14 protein-coding genes are annotated in these 18,582 nt (G+C 63.3%); 7 read left to right on the top strand and 7 right to left on the bottom strand.

Annotation, left to right across the window (positions count from 1 at the left end; genetic code table 11):
* The first annotated feature begins 24 nt into the window (after positions 1-24).
* Together ACYVB7_RS09335 and ACYVB7_RS09330 are read left to right on the top strand one after the other, a co-directional pair.
* On the top strand, positions 25-2,010 hold the full coding sequence (locus tag ACYVB7_RS09335) for a cation:proton antiporter domain-containing protein (RefSeq protein ID WP_460506674.1): 1,986 nt from the start codon (positions 25-27) through the stop codon (positions 2,008-2,010).
* A gap of 14 nt (positions 2,011-2,024) precedes the next feature.
* Entirely contained in the window at positions 2,025-2,570 is a 546-nt protein-coding gene (locus ACYVB7_RS09330; RefSeq protein WP_460506672.1) for a purine phosphoribosyltransferase family protein, read from the top strand.
* A gap of 27 nt (positions 2,571-2,597) precedes the next feature.
* Here the strand turns inward: ACYVB7_RS09330 and ACYVB7_RS09325 are convergent, their stop codons facing one another.
* The 7 genes from ACYVB7_RS09325 to rpmH all read right to left on the bottom strand — a co-directional run bounded on the left by ACYVB7_RS09325 (position 2,598) and on the right by rpmH (position 9,030).
* Positions 2,598-3,458, bottom strand: a complete 861-nt coding sequence (locus ACYVB7_RS09325; protein ID WP_460506670.1) for a creatininase family protein — start codon at positions 3,456-3,458, stop codon at positions 2,598-2,600.
* An 8-nt stretch (positions 3,459-3,466) separates the two neighbouring features.
* The gene (locus ACYVB7_RS09320) at positions 3,467-4,765 is read right to left on the bottom strand and encodes an anion transporter (protein ID WP_460506668.1); all 1,299 of its coding nucleotides are present in this window, start codon (positions 4,763-4,765) and stop codon (positions 3,467-3,469) included.
* Between the two features lie 137 nt (positions 4,766-4,902).
* A complete protein-coding gene (locus ACYVB7_RS09315; protein ID WP_460506666.1) occupies positions 4,903-6,366 on the bottom strand; it encodes a tRNA modification GTPase in 1,464 nt (487 codons plus the stop codon).
* A gap of 15 nt (positions 6,367-6,381) precedes the next feature.
* Entirely contained in the window at positions 6,382-8,094 is a 1,713-nt protein-coding gene (gene yidC, locus ACYVB7_RS09310) for a membrane protein insertase YidC (RefSeq protein ID WP_460506664.1), read from the bottom strand.
* Positions 8,091-8,363, bottom strand: a complete 273-nt coding sequence (yidD, locus tag ACYVB7_RS09305; RefSeq protein WP_460507027.1) for a membrane protein insertion efficiency factor YidD — start codon at positions 8,361-8,363, stop codon at positions 8,091-8,093. Before yidD ends, yidC begins: the two co-directional genes overlap by 4 nt.
* Positions 8,364-8,376: 13 nt before the next feature.
* Positions 8,377-8,793 carry a ribonuclease P protein component gene (gene rnpA / locus ACYVB7_RS09300; RefSeq protein ID WP_460507025.1) on the bottom strand — a complete coding sequence of 139 codons (417 nt, stop codon included), beginning with the start codon at positions 8,791-8,793 and terminating at the stop codon, positions 8,377-8,379.
* Between the two features lie 102 nt (positions 8,794-8,895).
* Entirely contained in the window at positions 8,896-9,030 is a 135-nt protein-coding gene (gene rpmH, locus ACYVB7_RS09295; protein ID WP_460506662.1) for a 50S ribosomal protein L34, read from the bottom strand.
* A 397-nt stretch (positions 9,031-9,427) separates the two neighbouring features.
* Here rpmH and dnaA point away from each other — a divergent pair, with 397 nt between their 5' ends.
* From dnaA to ACYVB7_RS09270, 5 genes are all read left to right on the top strand, one after another.
* Entirely contained in the window at positions 9,428-10,897 is a 1,470-nt protein-coding gene (dnaA, locus tag ACYVB7_RS09290) for a chromosomal replication initiator protein DnaA (RefSeq protein ID WP_460506660.1), read from the top strand.
* Between the two features lie 32 nt (positions 10,898-10,929).
* Positions 10,930-12,036, top strand: coding sequence for a DNA polymerase III subunit beta (gene dnaN, locus ACYVB7_RS09285; RefSeq protein WP_460506658.1), 1,107 nt, complete (start codon positions 10,930-10,932; stop codon positions 12,034-12,036).
* Positions 12,037-12,113: 77 nt separating this feature from the next.
* Positions 12,114-14,711: a DNA gyrase subunit B gene (gene gyrB, locus ACYVB7_RS09280; protein WP_460506656.1), complete on the top strand. Its 2,598-nt coding sequence runs from the start codon at positions 12,114-12,116 to the stop codon at positions 14,709-14,711.
* Between the two features lie 276 nt (positions 14,712-14,987).
* A complete protein-coding gene (locus ACYVB7_RS09275; RefSeq protein WP_460507023.1) occupies positions 14,988-15,962 on the top strand; it encodes a HamA C-terminal domain-containing protein in 975 nt (324 codons plus the stop codon).
* On the top strand, positions 15,962-18,565 hold the full coding sequence (locus ACYVB7_RS09270; RefSeq protein ID WP_460506653.1) for a DEAD/DEAH box helicase: 2,604 nt from the start codon (positions 15,962-15,964) through the stop codon (positions 18,563-18,565). The genes ACYVB7_RS09275 and ACYVB7_RS09270 overlap by 1 nt, the downstream gene beginning before the upstream one ends.
* The last annotated feature ends 17 nt before the right edge of the window (positions 18,566-18,582 follow it).

The following is an 18,582-nucleotide window of genomic DNA, read 5'->3' as shown; positions in this document are numbered from 1 at the left end:
GGCCGCCTTGGGTACGATCCAGGCATGAATGCCCTCGACATCACCCTGCTGTACCTGCTGGCCGCTGTGCTGGGGGTGGTGGCCTGCCGCTCGCTGAAGTTGCCCCCCATGCTGGGTTATCTGTTTGTGGGTGTGGTCATCGGCCCGCACACCCTGGCCCTGGCGCAGAACTCGGCGGGCATCCGCTACTTGGCCGAGTTTGGCGTGGTGTTCCTGATGTTTGTCATCGGCTTGGAGTTCAGCCTGCCCAAGCTGCGGGCCATGCGCAAGCTGGTGTTCGGCCTGGGCCTGTCGCAGGTGGTGACCACCATCGTGCTGACCACCTTGGGTTCGCTGACGCTGGACTGGTTGTTCCCCGTCTGGTGGAAGATGGACTGGCAAACCGCGCTGGCCCTGGGTGGCGTGATGGCCATGAGCAGCACCGCCATCGTCATCAAGCTGGTGGCGGAACGCCTGGAGCTGGACTCCGAACACGGCAAGCGGGTGGTGGGCGTGCTGCTGTTCCAGGACTTGGCCGTGGTGCCGCTGCTGGTGCTCATCCCGGCCCTGGGTTCGCCCCCGCAGGAACTGGCCCGCGAACTGGGTGTGGCCCTGCTCAAGGCCGCCGTGCTGCTGGGCGTGCTGCTCACCGGCGGCCAGAAGCTGCTGCGCTGGTGGCTCAAGCTGGTGGCCATGCGCAAGAGCGAAGAGCTGTTCATGCTCAACCTGCTGCTCATCACCCTGGGCCTGGCCTGGTTGACCGAACACGCGGGCCTGAGCCTGGCCCTGGGGGCCTTCGTGGCGGGCATGCTGATCTCGGAAACCGAATTCAAGCACCAGGTGGAGACCGACATCCGCCCCTTCCACGACGTGCTGCTGGGGCTGTTTTTCATCACCATCGGCATGATGTTGGATTGGCGGCTGGTGCTGGAGCGCTGGCCGCTGGTGCTGCTGCTCATCACCTTGTCCATGGGGTTCAAGCTGGTGGTGGTGTCTGCCCTCACCAAAGCCATGGGGGCGGGCCTGGGCACCGCGCTGCGCACCGGGCTGTACCTGGCACAGGCGGGGGAGTTCGGCTTTGTGCTGCTGTCTCTCGCGGGGCAGAACAACCTGGTACCGCCTTCGCTGTTCAACCCCATTTTGGCCAGCATGGTGCTGTCCATGCTGGCCACACCGCTGGTCATCATGAAGGCCGATTGGGTGGTGATGCGTTTTGTGGGCAGCGACTGGTTGATGCAGTCGGTCGCCATGACCACCATTGCCAAACACTCCATCGGCAAGTCAGGCCACGTGGTCATCTGCGGCTACGGACGCTGCGGCCAGAACCTGGCCCGCCTGCTGGACAAGGCCCAGATGCCCTACATGGCCCTGGACCTGGACCCCGACCGTGTGCAAAAGGCCCAGCAGGCCGGTGACTCGGTGGTGTATGGCGACGCCGCCCGCGCCCAGGCGCTGGTGGCCGCCGGGCTGACCCGGGCCAAGGCCGTGGCCATCACCTACGTGGACCCGGGCAGCGCCATGAAGGTGCTGGCCCAGATCAAGCACCTGGCCCCCGACGTGCCGGTGGTGGTGCGCACCCTGGACGACGCCCACCTCGAAAAGCTCCAGGCAGCCGGGGCCACCGAGGTGGTGCCCGAAGCCATCGAAGCCAGCCTGATGCTGGCCAGCCACGCCCTGGCCCTGGTGGGCGTGCCCATGCGCAAGGTGCTGCGTCTCATCCAGGAACAGCGCGAGGCCCGCTACAGCCTGCTGCGCGGCTACTTCCACGGCGACGACGACAACACCGTGGACGACCTGGACAACGTGCGCCTGGGCACCTTCACCGTGCACCGCGGCAGCCATGCCGTGGGCAAGTCGGTGGACAGCCTGCACCTGGACCGCCTGGGCGTGCGGGTGGTCAGCCTGCGATGTGTCGGTGCCAAAGCCACCGATTGCACCCCCGACACCGTGCTGCACGAAGGCGACACCCTGGTGCTGTCCGGCACCTCGGTGGAACTGGCCAGCGCCGAAGACACCCTCACCCGCGGCTAAGCCCCTGTTTTGCCATGAACACCTCTGCCTTCCTCAAAAGCCACATCCGCACCGTGCCCGACTGGCCCGCACCGGGCGTGCAGTTCCGCGACATCACCCCCCTGCTGCAAGACCCGCTGGTGTTCCGCGTGCTGGTCGACGCCTTTGTGCACCGCTACATGGAACCCCAGCGCAAGCCCACCGTGGTGGCCGGGTTGGACGCCCGCGGCTTCATCATTGGCTCCGCCGTGGCCTACTGCCTGGGCCTGGGCTTTGTGCCCATCCGCAAGAAGGGCAAGCTGCCCTTCACCACCGTGGAGGAAACCTACGAACTGGAGTACGGCAGCGCCACCGTGGAGCTGCACACCGACGCTGTCCAACCCGGTGACCGCGTGCTGCTGATCGACGACCTCATCGCCACCGGCGGCACCATGATGGCAGGCAAGAAGCTGCTGGAGCGGCTGGGCGCCACCGTCACCGAGGGGGCCGCCATCGTAGACCTGCCCGAACTGGGCGGTTCCCAACGCCTGCGGGACAGCGGCCTGCCGCTGTTCACCCTGGTGGATTTCGAAGGGCACTGAGCCCGGGAACAGCCGTGCTCGCCCGCGTCAAGCGCGGGGTCCTTCCACCAGCGTGGTGTCGGGCAAGGCCACCACCTCGTGCAGCAGCTGCGCCAGTTGGCGGCCTGCGGCCTGCAGCAGGGCCTGGCCCTTGTCGGCGGTGGCGGCCGCGGCGTTGCCCACCGCGCCGCTGGGGTTGTAGTCCTGCATCTGCCAGCCCAGCTTGGCGCTGCGCCCGTTGCCCAGCACGGCACACTGCGCCGCCCGCTGTTCGGACTGGCTGTGGAAGTGCCGCGCCTGGCCCATGTCCACCAGGCCGGGCCGCAGGGCCAGCATCAGCGAGGTTTCGATGTCGCCCGCGTGGATGCCGAAGCGGTGTTCCTCGGGCGGGAACAGGCCGGTCACCTCGTCGCCCAGCGGCAGGTTGAACCAGCTGGCGTGCCACACCATCATCCCCAGCCGGGTGCGCAGGTCGCGGGCCACCAGGTCCATCAGGCTGACGTTGCCGCCGTGGCTGTTGAACAGCACCAGCCGGTGGACCCCGGCGCGGTGGACCGACTCGCCCAACTCGGTCCACACCCGCAGCACCGTCTCGGTGGACAGGGTGAGGGTGCCGGCAAACGCCTGGTGTTCATTGCTCAGGCACACGGCCTGCGTGGGCAGGAACAGCACCGGTGCCTCGGGCTGCAAGTGGGGCAAGGCGGCCTGCACCATTCCATCCACCAGCGTGGTGTCCACGTTCAGCGGCAGGTGGGGGCCGTGTTGCTCGGTGGCCGCCAGCGGCAGCACCGCCACCGTGCGCGCGGCCAGCCCGCAGCGGCGTCGGCCCTCGAACTGGGCGGTGGAAAGATCGGCCCAGAAGCGGGTGGGGGCAAAGGCGGAAGGATTCGGGGAGGGGTTCGCGTCCATGGTCCGCATCATGACACCAGGCCCCGGGCCCAGGCCCCACCGCCCAGCCAAACAGCCACCACCACCAGCGTGGCCAGGGTCACCGGCACGCCCACACGGGCGTGGGTGCGCCAGTCGATGGCCACGCCTTCACGGGCGGCCAGGTCAGCCACGATCAGGTTGGCGATGGAACCCACCAGCAGCAGGTTGCCCGCAAAGGTGCTGACCAGGGCCAGCGTGAGCCCGGCGGACACCGGGTCCTGCCCGCCCAGGTGAGGCAGCAGCAGCATGACCGCGGGCACGTTGCTGACCAGGTTGGACAACACCAGGCTGGCCGCAAACAGCGGCCCGGTGTCGCCCAGCACCACCCCGTGCTGCGCCAGGGCGGCCACCGCCGCCGCGGCCAAACCGGTGTGGGCAAACGCGGCGTTGACCACGAACAACCCCATGAACAGCACCAGCAGCTCCCAGTCCACAAAGCCCATCACCTGCGAGGAATGGAACCGCTGGCTGAGCAACAACACCCCGGCAGCCACCAACGCCACCACCTCGTGCGGCCAGCTGCTGAACAAAAAGGCCACCAGCACCGCCGCCGACACCGCCAGGCCCTTGGCGGTCTGCCAGCGGTCCAGCGCGGGCTCGTCGTCTGTGGGGTCTTCGGCCACGCGCTGGCCGTTGGCACCGGCCCCCACCGGCCCCAGCCCACGCCACGCCAGCCAGGCCCACAACACCGCCAGCGACACCCCCACCGGCGCGGCGGCACCGCGCAGGTGCTCGGCAAACGACAGGTGCAGCACCGAGCCGATGAGCATGTTCTGCGGGTTGCCGATGAGGGTGGCCGCCGACCCGATGTTGGCCGCACACGCCAGCGCCAGCAGGAAGGGCACCGGGGGCAGCCCCCGGCGCAGGCACAGCCGCACCAGCACCGGCGTCATGGCCAGGCAGACCACGTCGTTGGAGAACACCGCTGACAACCCCGCCGACACCGCGATCAGCGCGCCCAGCAGCACCACCGGCGGCAGGGGCTGCCCCCCCACCCAACGCGCAACGGCGGCGTAAAAGCCGCCCAGGCGCATCTGCGCGGACACCACCATGAACGCGAACAGCAGCAGGATGGTGGGCAGGTCGATGGCGCGGGCCGCCTCGTCCACCGTCAACACGCCCATGCCCACCACCGCAATGGCCCCCAGCAAGGCCACCCCGGCGCGGTTGAGGGCCAACCGGGGCAGGCCGCCCAGGAACATGCCCAGGTAGACGGCGGCAAACACCGCCACCACACCCCAATCCTGCGCGGACAGCGCGGCGGGGGAAAATGCTTCATGAGTCATAGCTGAAAGTCCAATAAAGGAAAGCGCTGGAGGTCATTTTCCTTTGAAATTCATGAGCCGCCACTGAGGACGGTCCGCCTCAGCAAGCCCCATGCGCCTGGTCCCTTCCCCCGTGACCGCAGACCCCGGTCGGGCCCTCACTTGCCAATGCAGAAGCGGGTGAAGATTTCGCCCAGCAGGTCGTCGGCGGTGAACTCGCCGGTGATGTCGCCCAGCGCCACCTGGGCCAGGCGCAGTTCCTCGGCCAGCAGGTCCAGGTGTTCGGCGTCGCGGGCCAGCCAGGCGGCGGCCTGTTCCAGGTGCTCACCCGTGCGGGCCAAGGCACGCAAATGGCGCTCGCGGGCCATGTAGATGCCTTCGGGGGCCGCCTGCCAGCCCACGGCGTGCAGCAGCCGCTGGCGCAGCGCCTGCAAGCCCTGGCCGCCTTTGGCGGAAATGCTCAGGTCGTCTGGCCCCACGTGGCGCAGCGCCTCGGGCGGGCAGGCGTCGGCCTTGTTCCAGACGTGAATTTTTTGAATATTTTGGGCGATCTCGCTTTCAATGAAAGCGTCAGCAGCTACATATTCAGGAGCATCGGCCCGCGTGAGATCGTGGAGCAGCAGCACGGCGTCGGCGGCGTGGATCTCGTTCCAGGCGCGTTCGATGCCGATGCGCTCCACCTCGTCGGTGCTGTCGCGCAGGCCCGCGGTGTCCACCACGTGCAGTGGCACGCCTTCAATCTGGATGGTCTGCTCCACCTTGTCGCGGGTGGTGCCCGCGATGGGGGTGACGATGGCCAGCTCAGCCCCGGCCAGTGCGTTGAGCAGCGAGCTTTTGCCCGCGTTGGGCTGCCCGGCAATCACCACCCGGATGCCCTCGCGCAGCAGCGCCCCTTGGCGGGCCCGGTCACGCACCACGGCCAGGCGTTGCTGCAATTTTTGCAGCTGCCCATGCGCATCGGCCTTGCGCAAGAAGTCAATTTCTTCTTCAGGAAAATCCAGCGTGGCTTCCACCAGCATGCGCAGGTGCACCAGCGCATCGCGCAGGCCGCCCACCTCGCGCGAGAACTCGCCCGACAGGCTTCGGCTGGCACTGCGGGCCGCCGCTTCGGTGCTGGCGTCGATCAGGTCGGCCACGGCCTCGGCCTGGGCCAGGTCCATCTTGTCGTTGAGGAAGGCGCGCTGGGTGAACTCGCCCGGCTCGGCCAGGCGCAGCCGGGGCAGCACGGGCAGTGCAACGTCAGCGCCACGGGCGCGGTCGGGGGCCGTGTTGGAGGGCGCGTTGGGGGAAACGTCGTCCTTTGCAGGCTGGGCCGCCACCGCCAGACAGCGGGCCAGCAGCAGTTGCAGCACCACGGGGCCGCCGTGGGCTTGCAGCTCCAGCACGTCTTCACCGGTGAAGGAATGCGGTCCGGGAAACCACAGCGCCAGGCCGTGGTCGATGGGGTGGCCGTGCGCGTCGGGAAACGGCAGGTAGGTGGCCTCACGCGCCCGGGGCAAGCGCCCCAGCAAGGTCTGGACGAACGGGGCCAGACCCTTGCCCGACACCCGGACGATGCCCACCGCCCCACGCCCGGGGGCCGTGGCGATGGCCACGATGGGGTCCTGGTGTCGCGCTGGCACGGGCCCCGGCCCCGATCAGGACTTGAAGTTGGGCAGGGTGAACTTCACCGGCACGCCCATGCGGTGGTTGATGAAGGCCTGCTGGGCAATGGTCAGCGTGTTGTTGGTGATCCAGTACAGCACCAGACCCGCGGGGAAGAAGAAGAACATCACCGAGAACACCAACGGCATGATCCACATCATCTTGGCCTGCATGGGGTCGGGCGGCAGCGGGTTCAGGCCGGTCTGGATGACGGTGGTCAGCGTCATCACCAGCGGCAGGATGTAGTAGGGGTCGGGCGAGGACATGTCGGAAATCCACAGCGCCCAGGGGGCGTTGCGCATTTCCACGCTGGACAGCAGCACCCAGTACAGGGCAATGAACACCGGCATCTGGATCATGATGGGGAAGCAGCCCCCCATGGGGTTGACCTTTTCCTCGCGGTAGATCTTCATCATCTCCATCTGCATCTGCTGCGGGTTGTCCTTGAGACGCTCGCGCATGTCCTGGATGCGGGGGTTGATGGCCTTCATCTTGGCCATGCTGCGGTATGCCTGGGCGTTGAGCCAATAGAACGCCGCCTTCAGCAGCACCACCAGCAACACGATGGCCCAACCCCAGTTGGCCACCACGCTGTGGATCTGCTCCAGCAACCAGTACAGCGGCTTGGCCAACATGGTCAACCAGCCATAGTCCTTGACCAGCACCAAGCCGGGGGCCACCGCCTCCAGCACCGGCTCTTCCTGCGGGCCGATGAACAGGCGCGACTCGATGGCCTTGGCCTGACCCGGGGCCACGCCCCCCACCGAGGTGATGAGGCCGGCGGAGTACAGCTTGTTGTCCAGCTTGCGGGCAAAGTGCTCACGTTCGATGCCGTCCCCCAGCAACCAGGCGCTGGCAAAGTAGTGCTGCACCATGGCCACATAACCATCGGGGGCGGTCTTCAGGAAATCGGCGTTGCCCTTGTCGATGGCGGTGAACTCGATCTTCTGGTACTTCTTCTCGTTGGTGTAGACCGCCGGGCCGGTGAAGGTGGAGTAGAACGGCGTTTCGCTGGCGGTGGTGCTGCCATCGCGCACCAGCTGCAGGTAGAGCTGGGGCTGGACTTCGGCGGCCCCCGTGTTGATGACCTCGTGTTTCACGGCGATGTCGTAGGCACCGCGGCGCACGGTGTAGGTCTTGGCCAGCTTGATGCCCTGGGCGTTGGCGGCAGACTCGTAGCGCACGGTCAGCGTGTCCTGGCCGTCTTTCAGCTCGGTGTCGGCCTTGACCAGGGTCATGGGCGTCTTGTGGGTGGGCAGCGAGCCATCAGCCGCACCGATCAGGCCGGTCTGGGCCACGTAGGTGTGCTCGGGTGTGTCGGCCAGCAAGGTCAGCGGGCCTTCGGTCTTGACCTTGCTCGACAGGGTGGCCGCCTTGTGCTTGAGGATGTCAGCCCCCACCACCGAACCGCCTTCCGAGTCGAAGGTGAGGCGCAGCACGTCGGTGGTCACCACGGTTTTCACGCGGGGGGCCGTGGGCGCAGCGGCCGGTTCGGCCGAAGGCACGGCTGCCGCACCAGCCTGGACAGGCGCGGGCACCGAGGCATTGGCCCCGGTGGTGGCGGACTGTCCGTCCGCCGCCTTCTGGGCGGTGGCCTGGGGGAAGAAGGTGGCGGGCTTGCCGTTGTGCACCTGCCAACGGTCCCACAGCATCACCATGGAAAAGCCAAAGATCACCCAGAGGATGGAGCGGCGAATGTCAGTCATGACGGGGTTCTCTCGGAAGACTTCGAAACAAGCGAGCGAAACAGCCGGGGCGCATGCGCCGGCACCGGGTCGTCACCACCCTGGCACCAGGGCTGGCACCGAAGGATGCGGTGAGCGGCCAGGTAAGAGCCTGCCACAGCCCCGTGACGCTCCAGTGCCTGCAAGGCGTACACGGAACAGGTGGGGGTGAAGCGGCAGGACGAGCCCAACCAGGGGCTCAGCAGCAAGCGATACGCCTTGACCAGACCGATCAGCCCTTGGCGGGGCAGGCTCAGCAGCGCCTCAAGCACGGGCCACCCCCTGCGCATGGGCAGGCTGCGCCAGGCGGGCGGCCTTGGCCAGCAGTTGCACCAGCTCGGCGCGCACGGCCGCCTTCAGCACGTCAGACGTGGCGCTGACAAACTGTTTTCGACTGAATTCGCTGCGCAGGCGCACCACCATGGCCGCATCGGGCAATGGCGGGTGTTGCAGGCGGGCCAGCTCGTGGATCTGGCGACGGATGGTGTTGCGCGTCACCGCGCGCTTGGCCCAGCGTTTGGGCACGACCACGCCCAACCAGGGCGCTTGCACCGGAAACGACGAATTCGCACCCCCCTCCTGCGGCAAGCGCAGAAGGTGCAGTGCGAAATGGGGGGTTTTACCCACCGGGGGCCCGGCCATGACGGCCTGGAACTGGGTGGGGTGCTTGAGCCTGTGCAGGCGCACCACCCGGGTTTCGGGTGCGGGCGATTGCTCGGTGCTCACACAGCACGCACGGCGTTCATCCGGCCCAGCCCGGCTGACATGGAAAACCCGGCTGAATTACAGGCCCAGACGCTTGCGGCCCTTGGCACGGCGTGCAGCGATCACGGCACGACCACCACGGGTCTTCATGCGGACCAGGAAACCGTGGGTACGGGCACGACGGGTCTTGGAGGGTTGGTAAGTGCGCTTCATGGTGTATCCGAAACTGGTTCGCTCAAAATGGCTCGGGTGAGGGTGCTCACACTCAGACCTGTTCAGGCCCGATCGGAGCGACCGAAGGTTTGCCAAGGGCCTGCAAAACAGTGGCAAACCAACGGCAAAGCCCGCGATTATCCCAAATTTGGAACCAACAGGCAAACATTGAGCGCTTGTCAAGCAAATAAGTGCACTCAAACCGCCTGGATGTCCCCCCTCCACAACACACCGACAGGGGTTTGCCCGGCTGTGGATAACTTTGCGGCTGCGCCTACAATCCAGGGTTTGGTCAGCGCCTGTGGCTGCGGCCTTCTACGCCTCACGCCTCCGGGTTTCGCCTCTGAGTTCTCGCCTTTTGACAACAACGATTTTCTCCGCGCCTCCGGCAGCCTCCATGTCCCAGGGACACCCCGACACCCTTCAACACGAACTGTGGCAAGCCTGCGTCGAACGACTCGCGCAGGACATGCCCGAGCAGCAGTTCAACACCTGGATCAAGCCGCTGTCGGCCCGGGTGGCCGATGACCTGAGCAAGGTCACGCTGCTGGTGGGCAACCGGTTCAAGATGGACTGGATCCGCACCCAGTACGCCGCCCGCATCGCCGCCGTGCTGGCCGAGCTGGCCGAAGGCGAAGTGGCCATTGAACTGGCCCTGGTGCCCCGTGGCCGAGCCGCAGCTGCCACCGCCGTCCGCCCGGGCGACGAGGCCGCTGGCGCCAACAGCCCCAGCGTCGTGACCGAGCGCGGCCTGGCCCCGCTGGCCGACGCCATGGCCGCCGCGGGCCTGTCGCCACAAGCGGCCCCGGCCAATGGGGGTTTTGGCAACGACAAGCAACCCCTGCCCAACCACCGACTCAGCCCCGCGTTGACCTTTGCCACCCTGGTGGAAGGTTCGGCCAACCGCATGGCCCGCGCCGCGGCCATGCACGTGGCGGGCAGCCCCGGGCAGCTGTACAACCCGCTGTTCATCTACGGCGGCGTGGGCCTGGGCAAGACCCACCTGATGCACGCCATCGGCAACCAGCTGCTGGCCGACCACCCGCGGGCCAAGGTGCTGTACATCCACGCCGAGCAGTTCGTGACCGACGTGGTCAAGTCCTACCAGCGCAAGACCTTTGACGAATTCAAGGAGCGCTACCACTCGCTGGACCTGCTGCTGATCGACGACGTGCAGTTCTTCGCCAACAAGGACCGCACGCAGGAAGAGTTCTTCAACGCCTTCGAGGCCCTGCTGGCCAAGAAGAGCCACATCGTGATGACCAGCGACACCTACCCCAAGGGTCTGACGGACATCCACGAGCGCCTGGTGTCGCGCTTCGACTCGGGGCTGACCGTGGCCATCGAGCCGCCCGAGCTGGAAATGCGCGTGGCCATCCTGATCAACAAGGCCGAGGCCGAAGGCGCGGTCATGCCCGAAGAGGTGGCGTTTTTCGTGGCCAAGAACGTGCGCAGCAACGTGCGCGAATTGGAAGGTGCGCTGCGCAAGGTGCTGGCCTTCTCGCGCTTCAACCAGAAGGATGTGTCCATCCAGCTGGCGCGCGACGCCCTGAAAGACCTGCTGTCCATCCAGAACCGGCAGATCAGCGTGGAAAACATCCAGAAGACGGTGGCCGACTACTACAAGATCAAGGTCGCCGACATGTACAGCAAGAAGCGCCCGGCCAACATCGCCCGCCCGCGCCAGATTGCCATGTACCTGGCCAAGGAACTCACCCAGAAGAGCCTGCCCGAAATTGGCGAACTGTTCGGCGGACGCGACCACACCACCGTGTTGCACGCCGTGCGCAAAATCGGGGCCGAACGGGCCCAACTCACCGAGCTCAACCAGCAGCTGCACGTGCTGGAGCAAACCCTCAAAGGCTGATTCGAATCCATCGTTTGGAAGGCACGACAACCATGATCGTTCTGAAATCGACCCAAGACCACCTGCTGGCCGCGCTGCAATCGGTGTCGGGCATCGTCGAGCGGCGGCACACGCTGCCCATCCTCGCCAACGTGCTCATCCGCAAGACCGGGCCGCAGCTGCAACTGACCACCAGCGACCTGGAAATCCAGATCCGCACCACCGCCGAGCTGGGCGGTGACGACGGCAGCTACGCCATCACCGTGGGCGCACGCAAGGTCATCGACATCCTGCGCACCCTGCCCGGCGACCAGAACGTGAGCCTGGAGGCCACCGGCGGCAAGCTCATCCTGAAAGGCGGCAAGAGCCGCTTCACCCTGCAAAGCCTGCCTGCCGAGGACTTCCCGCTGGTGCAGGAATCGGCCAGCTTCGGCCCCACCTTTGCCGTGCCGCAAAAGACCCTCAAAGGGTTGATGAACCAGGTGGCCTTTGCCATGGCGGTGCACGACATCCGCTACTACCTCAACGGCATCTTGTTCGTGGCCGAAGGCAACCGCCTGAGCCTGGTGGCCACCGACGGCCACCGCCTGGCCTACGCCAGCGCCACGCTGGACGTGGAAGTGCCCAAGCAAGAGGTGATCCTGCCGCGCAAGACCGTGCTGGAGTTGCAACGCCTGCTGTCCGACAAGGAAGGCGACATTGCCATGCAGTTCGCCAACAACCAGGCCAAGTTCAGCTTTGACGGCATGGAGTTCGTCACCAAGCTGGTGGAAGGCAAGTTCCCCGACTACAACCGCGTCATCCCCAAGAACCACAAGAACAGCATCACCCTGGGCCGGACCCCGCTGCTGCAAACCCTGCAGCGCACCGCCATCATGACCAGCGACAAGTTCAAGGGCGTGCGCCTCAACCTGGAGCCGGGCCTGCTGCGCGTGGCCTCCACCAACGCCGAACAGGAAGAGGCGGTGGACGAGCTCGACATCGACTACGGTGGCGACGCCATCGAAATCGGCTTCAACGTCAGCTACCTGATCGACGCCCTGACCAACATGAGCCAGGACATGATCAAGATCGAACTGTCCGACGGCAACAGCTCGGCCCTGATCACCAACCCCGAAAACGAACACTTCAAATACGTGGTGATGCCCATGCGGATTTGATGGACTGCATCAAGTTCAATAGCATTCAAGCCTTATCAACCGTGCGGTAAGCACGGTTTTTGCATTAAGAAATCATCATGAGCCAAGACCTCCCGACGCCCGACAACACCCCGGATGCCAACCCCGCCAGCGGCAGCGGCTCCTACGGTGCCGACTCCATCCAGATCCTGGAAGGGCTGGAGGCCGTGCGCAAGCGCCCCGGCATGTACATCGGTGACACCAGTGATGGCACCGGCCTGCACCACCTGGTGTTCGAGGTGGTGGACAACTCCATCGACGAAGCGCTGGCCGGGCATTGCGACGACATCGTGGTCACCATCCACGCCGACAACTCGCTCAGCGTCACCGACAACGGCCGCGGTATCCCCACCGGCGTGAAGATGGACGACAAGAACGAGCCCAAGCGCAGCGCGGCCGAAATCGCCCTGACCGAGCTGCACGCCGGCGGCAAGTTCAACCAGAACAGCTACAAGGTGTCGGGCGGCTTGCACGGCGTGGGCGTGAGCTGCGTGAACGCCCTGTCCAAATGGCTGCGCCTGACCGTGCGCCGCGACGGCAAGGTGCACGCCATTGAATTCGCCAAGGGTTTTGTGCAAAACCGCCTGCTGGAGCAGCAGGACGGCGTGGAAGTGAGCCCCATGCGCGTGCTGGGTGCCACCGACAAGCGCGGCACCGAAGTGCACTTTCTGCCCGACACCGAAATCTTCACGCAGAACAACGAGTTCCACTACGACATCCTGGCCAAGCGCCTGCGCGAACTCAGCTTCCTGAACAACGGCGTGCGCATCCGCCTGAAGGACGAGCGCGATGGCCGTGAAGACGACTTCTCGGGCGCAGGCGGCGTCAAAGGTTTTGTGGACTACGTCAACGCCAACAAGAAGGTGCTGCACCCCACCGCCTTCCACGCCACCGGCAGCCGCCCTGCCGACAGCTACGGCGGCATTCCCGGCACCGAAATCGGTGTGGAAGTGGCCATGCAGTGGAACGACGGCTACAGCGAACAGGTGCTGTGCTTCACCAACAACATCCCCCAGCGGGACGGCGGCACCCACCTCACCGGCCTGCGCGCCGCCATGACCCGCGTCATTGGCAAATACATCGAGCAAAACGAATTTGCCAAAAAAGCCAAGGTGGAAGTCAGCGGCGACGACATGCGCGAAGGCCTGTGCTGCGTGCTGTCGGTCAAGGTGCCCGAGCCCAAGTTCAGCAGCCAGACCAAGGACAAGCTGGTGTCCAGCGAAGTGCGCGCCCCGGTGGAAGACATCGTGGCCAAGGCCCTCACCGACTACCTGGAAGAGCGCCCCAACGACGCCAAGATTTTGTGCAGCAAGATCGTGGACGCCGCCCGCGCCCGCGAAGCCGCCCGCAAAGCCCGTGAAATGACCCGCCGCAAGGGCGTGCTGGACGGCATGGGCCTGCCCGGCAAACTGGCCGACTGCCAGGAAAAAGACCCCGCGCTGTGCGAAATCTACATCGTGGAGGGTGACTCCGCCGGGGGCAGCGCCAAGCAAGGGCGCGACCGCAAATTCCAGGCCATCCTGCCCCTGCGCGGCAAGATCCTCAACGTGGAAAAAGCCCGCTACGAAAAGCTGCTGTCCAGCAACGAAATCATCACCCTCATCACCGCCCTGGGCACCGGCATCGGCAAGGCCAGCACCGACGATTTCGACCCCAAGGGCAAGAGCGGCGCGGACGATTTCAACATCGACAAACTCCGCTACCACCGCATCATCATCATGACCGACGCCGACGTGGACGGCGCCCACATCCGCACCCTGCTGCTCACCTTCTTCTACCGCCAAATGCCCGAGCTGGTGGAGCGCGGCCACATCTACATTGCCCAGCCCCCGCTGTACAAGGTGAAAAACGGCAAGGAAGAGCTGTACCTGAAAGACGGCCCGGCGCTGGACGGCTACCTGCTGAAGATTGCGCTGCGCGACGCCCGCATCGTCACCAGCGGCCAGCCCGGTGCCCCCGTGCTGGAAGGGGCCACGCTCGAAGAGCTGGCCCGCAAGCACCAGGTGGCCGAAGCCGTCATCGAACGCCTGTCCAACTTCATGGACGCCGAGGCCCTGCGGGCCATGGCCGACGGCGTCAGCCTCAACCTGGACACCCTGGAAGACGCCGCCGCCTGCGCCCCGGCGCTGCAAGCCAAGCTGCGCGAGCTGAACGCCGCGGGCGTGCCCGCCGAGGTGAGCGCCGAGTTTGACGTGCGCACCGACAAACCCATTCTGCGCATCAGCCGCCGCCACCACGGCAACATCAAGAGCAGCCTGATCACGCAAGACTTTGTGCACGGCGCCGACTACGCCGCCCTGGCCGAAGCCGCCAACACCTTCCGCGGCCTGCTGGGCGAGGGTGCCAAGGCCCAGCGCGGTGAAGGCGACCGCCAGCGCGAAGACAAGGTGGCCGACTTCCGCCAGGCCATGAAGTGGCTCATCAGCGAAGCCGAACGCACCACCGCCCGCCAGCGCTACAAAGGCCTGGGCGAAATGAACCCCGAGCAGCTGTGGGAAACCACCATGGACCCCACCGTGCGCCGCCTGCTGCGCGTGCAGATTGATGACGCCATCGAAGCCGACCGCGTGTTCACCATGCTGATGGGCGACGAGGTGGAACCGCGTCGGGATTTCATCGAGACGAATGCGCTGCGGGCGGGGAATATTGACGTTTGAGCTGTCGGATGACATGACAAGTGAAAACTGTGCCAAGTTGGTGAAAAACTGCTGACACGGTTGATGAAAACGCCCGGCATCGTCCGGGCGTTTTGCATCTCGTTGTTGATGCTGTGAGCGCTTTGTCATGCACCTTGGACAAACGACAAGATTGCACTGCAATTTGAACGGTCGCGATGCTGCAACAGTGAGCATTGCACTTTGGCCGGTGGGATCGACTTGAGATTCGAGGGTCCGAGCGAGTACAGTACGTCCATTAAACTGTCTGAAAACAGATTGGAAAAGAATATAAGAGGAGGCTGTCTGTCAACTATCACCGCCACCGAACTTACGTCTGCGCTGACAGGTGACCCTGATGCACTCGAAGTTCACCTCACGCTCGTAGCGCGAGATGTGCTCATTGAGGGGCATTCAGTCAAAATTCACTGCCACTGCCTTACGGTAGACGGAAATGGCCGTGTTCAACCGCATCGGCTGGCGGAGTTCATGCGAAACGCAGTAGCTGACTACGCCATACCGCGCTCGAAGCTAGCCGCGGCAAAGGAGCGCGACAAGAAGTTCAACAGTACCGAGGCGGTCACTGAACTTGTTGAGCGGGCAAAGCGATCGTTCACCGATCTTGCGAAGACGGGCGAAGGTGGCGAGATGCTGCTATTCCTGCTTGCTGAGCGCTTTCTCAAGCTGCCGCAGATTCTGTGCAAAATGGATCTCAAGACGGATACACGTATGCACTATCACGGAGCAGATGGTGTATATGCTGGTGTGACGCCCGATGGCACGCTGAAACTCTACTGGGGTGAATCAAAAATCTACAAGGATGCGAGTACTGCGATTCGCGATTGCCTCACCTCGCTTGCTCCGTTCCTGATTGAACCAGAACACGAGGAAGCAGAGCGAGAACGAGATCTGATACTCTTGAGCGACAAAGCCGACCTTAGTGATCCAATACTTACGGACGCACTTAAAAAGTATTTTGACAAGTCGTCGGTTAAATCCAAGCGGGTTCAATATTGCGGCGTAGCACTCGTAGGATTCGACGCACCTTTTTATCCAAAAGACGAAGCTAAAGCGGTCGCCGACGAAATCGTCGGCGCCTCTCGTGCCCAACTGTCCGGATGGAGCAATAGGATCGGCGATCGACTCAAGGTGGAAAAGCTTGACCAAATGGAAATCGAGCTATTTTGCATACCCCTGCCGTCGGCTGACGGCTTCCGGGCAGCCTTTCTCAAGGCGATGGGGATAAAGGAATAATGAGCCTATCCGATCTCCAGTCGTGGCTACTTAAGGAAGGCATTCGGGATGATCTCGATGCAATCACCAAACTCATTGTTCGCATCGAACTCGACAACCTACTTCCCGATCCAGCCGCCCCCAGCGTGGCTGCGATTGATTGGTCAAGGTTATTGCTCGCTGGTAGTATTTTGGCGCGATCCGATCAACGGATCTATCAGGAGGCTGCGCTTCGAATCGCAACTGCGGCGATTTCTCTGACAGACGAACAAGCACTCAAAGACGCGGGTGCTGTTCTGTTAAGCAAGCTCTCCAACTTTCGAGCAATCACTCTTGCCAGTGACCGCGACTTGCTTGCAAGCGGGCTCGATGAGCGGCTAGGCGTCGCATTGCGCCTCGAAGCTCAACGCCGCGAGATGGATAGTTCTATCTTGGTGCAATCGAGCGGTGTCTGGCTACAAGTAAACGATTTTCAGCAACGCTTCTGGACAAATGCTGCAGGGGAATGCTGGCTTTCAGCATCCGCGCCCACCGCATCTGGCAAGACGTTTCTCGTACTTCAATGGCTAATTGATCAGCTAGTTGCGGGTGAATCCCGCATGGCGGTATACCTTGCTCCGACCCGTGCCTTGGTTTCGGAGATAGAGGCCAATCTCCAACAGCTTCTTGGTAAGTCAGAACTGATCGAAGTTTCGTCTCTTCCCCTTCCCGACAAATACAGAGTCGCGCGTGCTGGCGGATCGCGACTGATTCTGGTCTTTACGCAGGAGCGGCTGCACCTTCTCGCCAATTTGATTGGCGATGGATTCTTCATCGACTTGCTCATAGTGGACGAGGCGCACAAGATTGGTGACAACCAGCGTGGCGTGATTCTGCAAGACGCAATAGAGCGGGTCACCCGTGGCAACCCGAAGCTCAAAGCTGTGTTTATCAGCCCGGCTACTCAGAATCCAGAAGAGTTACTTGCAGATGCACCTGATGGTGTGCAGACCATTGCCGTTGATAGTGATGCCTCCACCGTCCTTCAGAATCTGATGGTCGCGACCCAGGAGCCGCGAAAAGCTAGGCTTTGGAAGCTTGCCCTTAGACAGCAAAGCTCGGACCTTCCCGTAGGGATTCTGCAGCTGGCGAGCACACCAACAGGACTCAAAAAGCGCCTCGCATTTATTGCGGCCGCTGTCGGCGAGAGAGGCGGAACGCTCGTGTACACGAACGGCGCCGGAGAGGCTGAGGAGGTTGCTGATCTGATCAGTCAACTCTTGCCCAAGCTAGAGTCCATCGATTTAGAACTTTCACAACTTGCTGAGCTTGCTCGAAAGGGCGTGCACCAGGATTTTCGACTGGCACCGTTAGTTGAGCGCGGGGTGGCATTCCATTACGGAAATATGCCATCGCTGATCAGATTGGAGATAGAACGACTTTTCCGGTCCGGCAAGATTCGCTTCCTGGTGTGCACCTCAACCCTGATCGAGGGCGTAAATCTGTCCTGTCGCACGATCGTGGTTCGCGGTCCACGCAAAGGGAAGGGCCATCCGATGGAGCCTCATGACTTCTGGAACCTTGCCGGTCGAGCAGGTCGGTGGGGTGATGAGTTCCAAGGAAACATCATCTGCATCGACCCAGCAGATCCGAGTGCTTGGCCTAGCGGCGTTCCTGGCCGATCACGCTATCCCATTAAGCGCGAAAGTGACGTAGTTCTTGACCTTGGTGACGGCATGGCCGATTATCTATATGCCCGTGGGCAGTCGGACCTGTCAAGTATAGAAAACAGAGACCAATTCGAGCACGTTGGCGCCTATTTGCTCACCACCTTCATGCGGCTTGGCTCCATATCGGCGGCTAGTCTTTCGAACCGCCATGAAGCTGCATCGATTGCGAAACTCGACGAAACTCTCGGAGCATTGGTGTCGAAGATTGAAATTGATGTCAATCTCGCCACGCGGCACCCAGGGGTTAGTGCGATTGGTCTTCAGCGTCTTCTTGAGGCGTTCCGTGCGTATGCTGGTGACGTTGAAAACTTGCTGCCGGCAGAGGTCGCAAGTAACGACAGCTTTGATCGATTCGTTACGATCATGGGACGGATCAACCAGCACTTGTTTCTTGCTTTCACCCCAGATAGTCGCCTTAGGCTATATGCGTTGATCGTTGTCAAATGGCTAAAGGGGTACTCTCTGGCCAGGATCATCCGCGATAGCATTGATTGGCATAAGGAAGCCGGGAGGTCTTTCAGACTGCCGGAACTAATACGCGGCACCATGGAACTAGTGGAGCAAGTCGCGCGGTTCAAGGCGCCAAAGTACCTTTCAGCCTATATGGACGTGCTGAACCTGCATCTTCGCGAGATTGGTCGCGAGGATTTGATTGAAGAAGGTTTGGATATCGGCACGCAACTTGAATTCGGGGTATCGTCAACAACACTTCTCTCGCTCATGGAGCTTGGCCTTTCACGTATGAGCGCAGTTGCTTTATACGAGAAGATTGCCCGCCATGATCTCAGCAAAGAAGGATGCGTTGTGTGGATTGCTGAGCGCGTTAGTCAGCTCCAATCAATGGATATTCCAGCCCTCATTATCCGCGAGGTGCGCGAGCGGCTCACTCTGCCCAGCGACCTTGGTACGCAATAACACAACTAAATTGAAGG

The sequence above is a fragment of the Hydrogenophaga soli genome (assembly GCF_054777695.1).
The sequence above is the reverse complement of the archived record's forward strand: the minus strand, read 5'-3'. Positions and strand labels throughout refer to the sequence as shown.

Coding starts and splice junctions, on each gene's coding strand:
- ACYVB7_RS09335 (WP_460506674.1), top strand. CDS start 25: ATGAATGCCCTCGACATCACCCTGCTGTACCTGCTGGCCGCTGTGCTG.
- ACYVB7_RS09330 (WP_460506672.1), top strand. CDS start 2,025: ATGAACACCTCTGCCTTCCTCAAAAGCCACATCCGCACCGTGCCCGAC.
- ACYVB7_RS09325 (WP_460506670.1), bottom strand. CDS start 3,458: ATGGACGCGAACCCCTCCCCGAATCCTTCCGCCTTTGCCCCCACCCGC.
- ACYVB7_RS09320 (WP_460506668.1), bottom strand. CDS start 4,765: ATGACTCATGAAGCATTTTCCCCCGCCGCGCTGTCCGCGCAGGATTGG.
- yidC (WP_460506664.1), bottom strand. CDS start 8,094: ATGACTGACATTCGCCGCTCCATCCTCTGGGTGATCTTTGGCTTTTCC.
- rpmH (WP_460506662.1), bottom strand. CDS start 9,030: ATGAAGCGCACTTACCAACCCTCCAAGACCCGTCGTGCCCGTACCCAC.
- dnaA (WP_460506660.1), top strand. CDS start 9,428: ATGTCCCAGGGACACCCCGACACCCTTCAACACGAACTGTGGCAAGCC.
- dnaN (WP_460506658.1), top strand. CDS start 10,930: ATGATCGTTCTGAAATCGACCCAAGACCACCTGCTGGCCGCGCTGCAA.
- gyrB (WP_460506656.1), top strand. CDS start 12,114: ATGAGCCAAGACCTCCCGACGCCCGACAACACCCCGGATGCCAACCCC.
- ACYVB7_RS09270 (WP_460506653.1), top strand. CDS start 15,962: ATGAGCCTATCCGATCTCCAGTCGTGGCTACTTAAGGAAGGCATTCGG.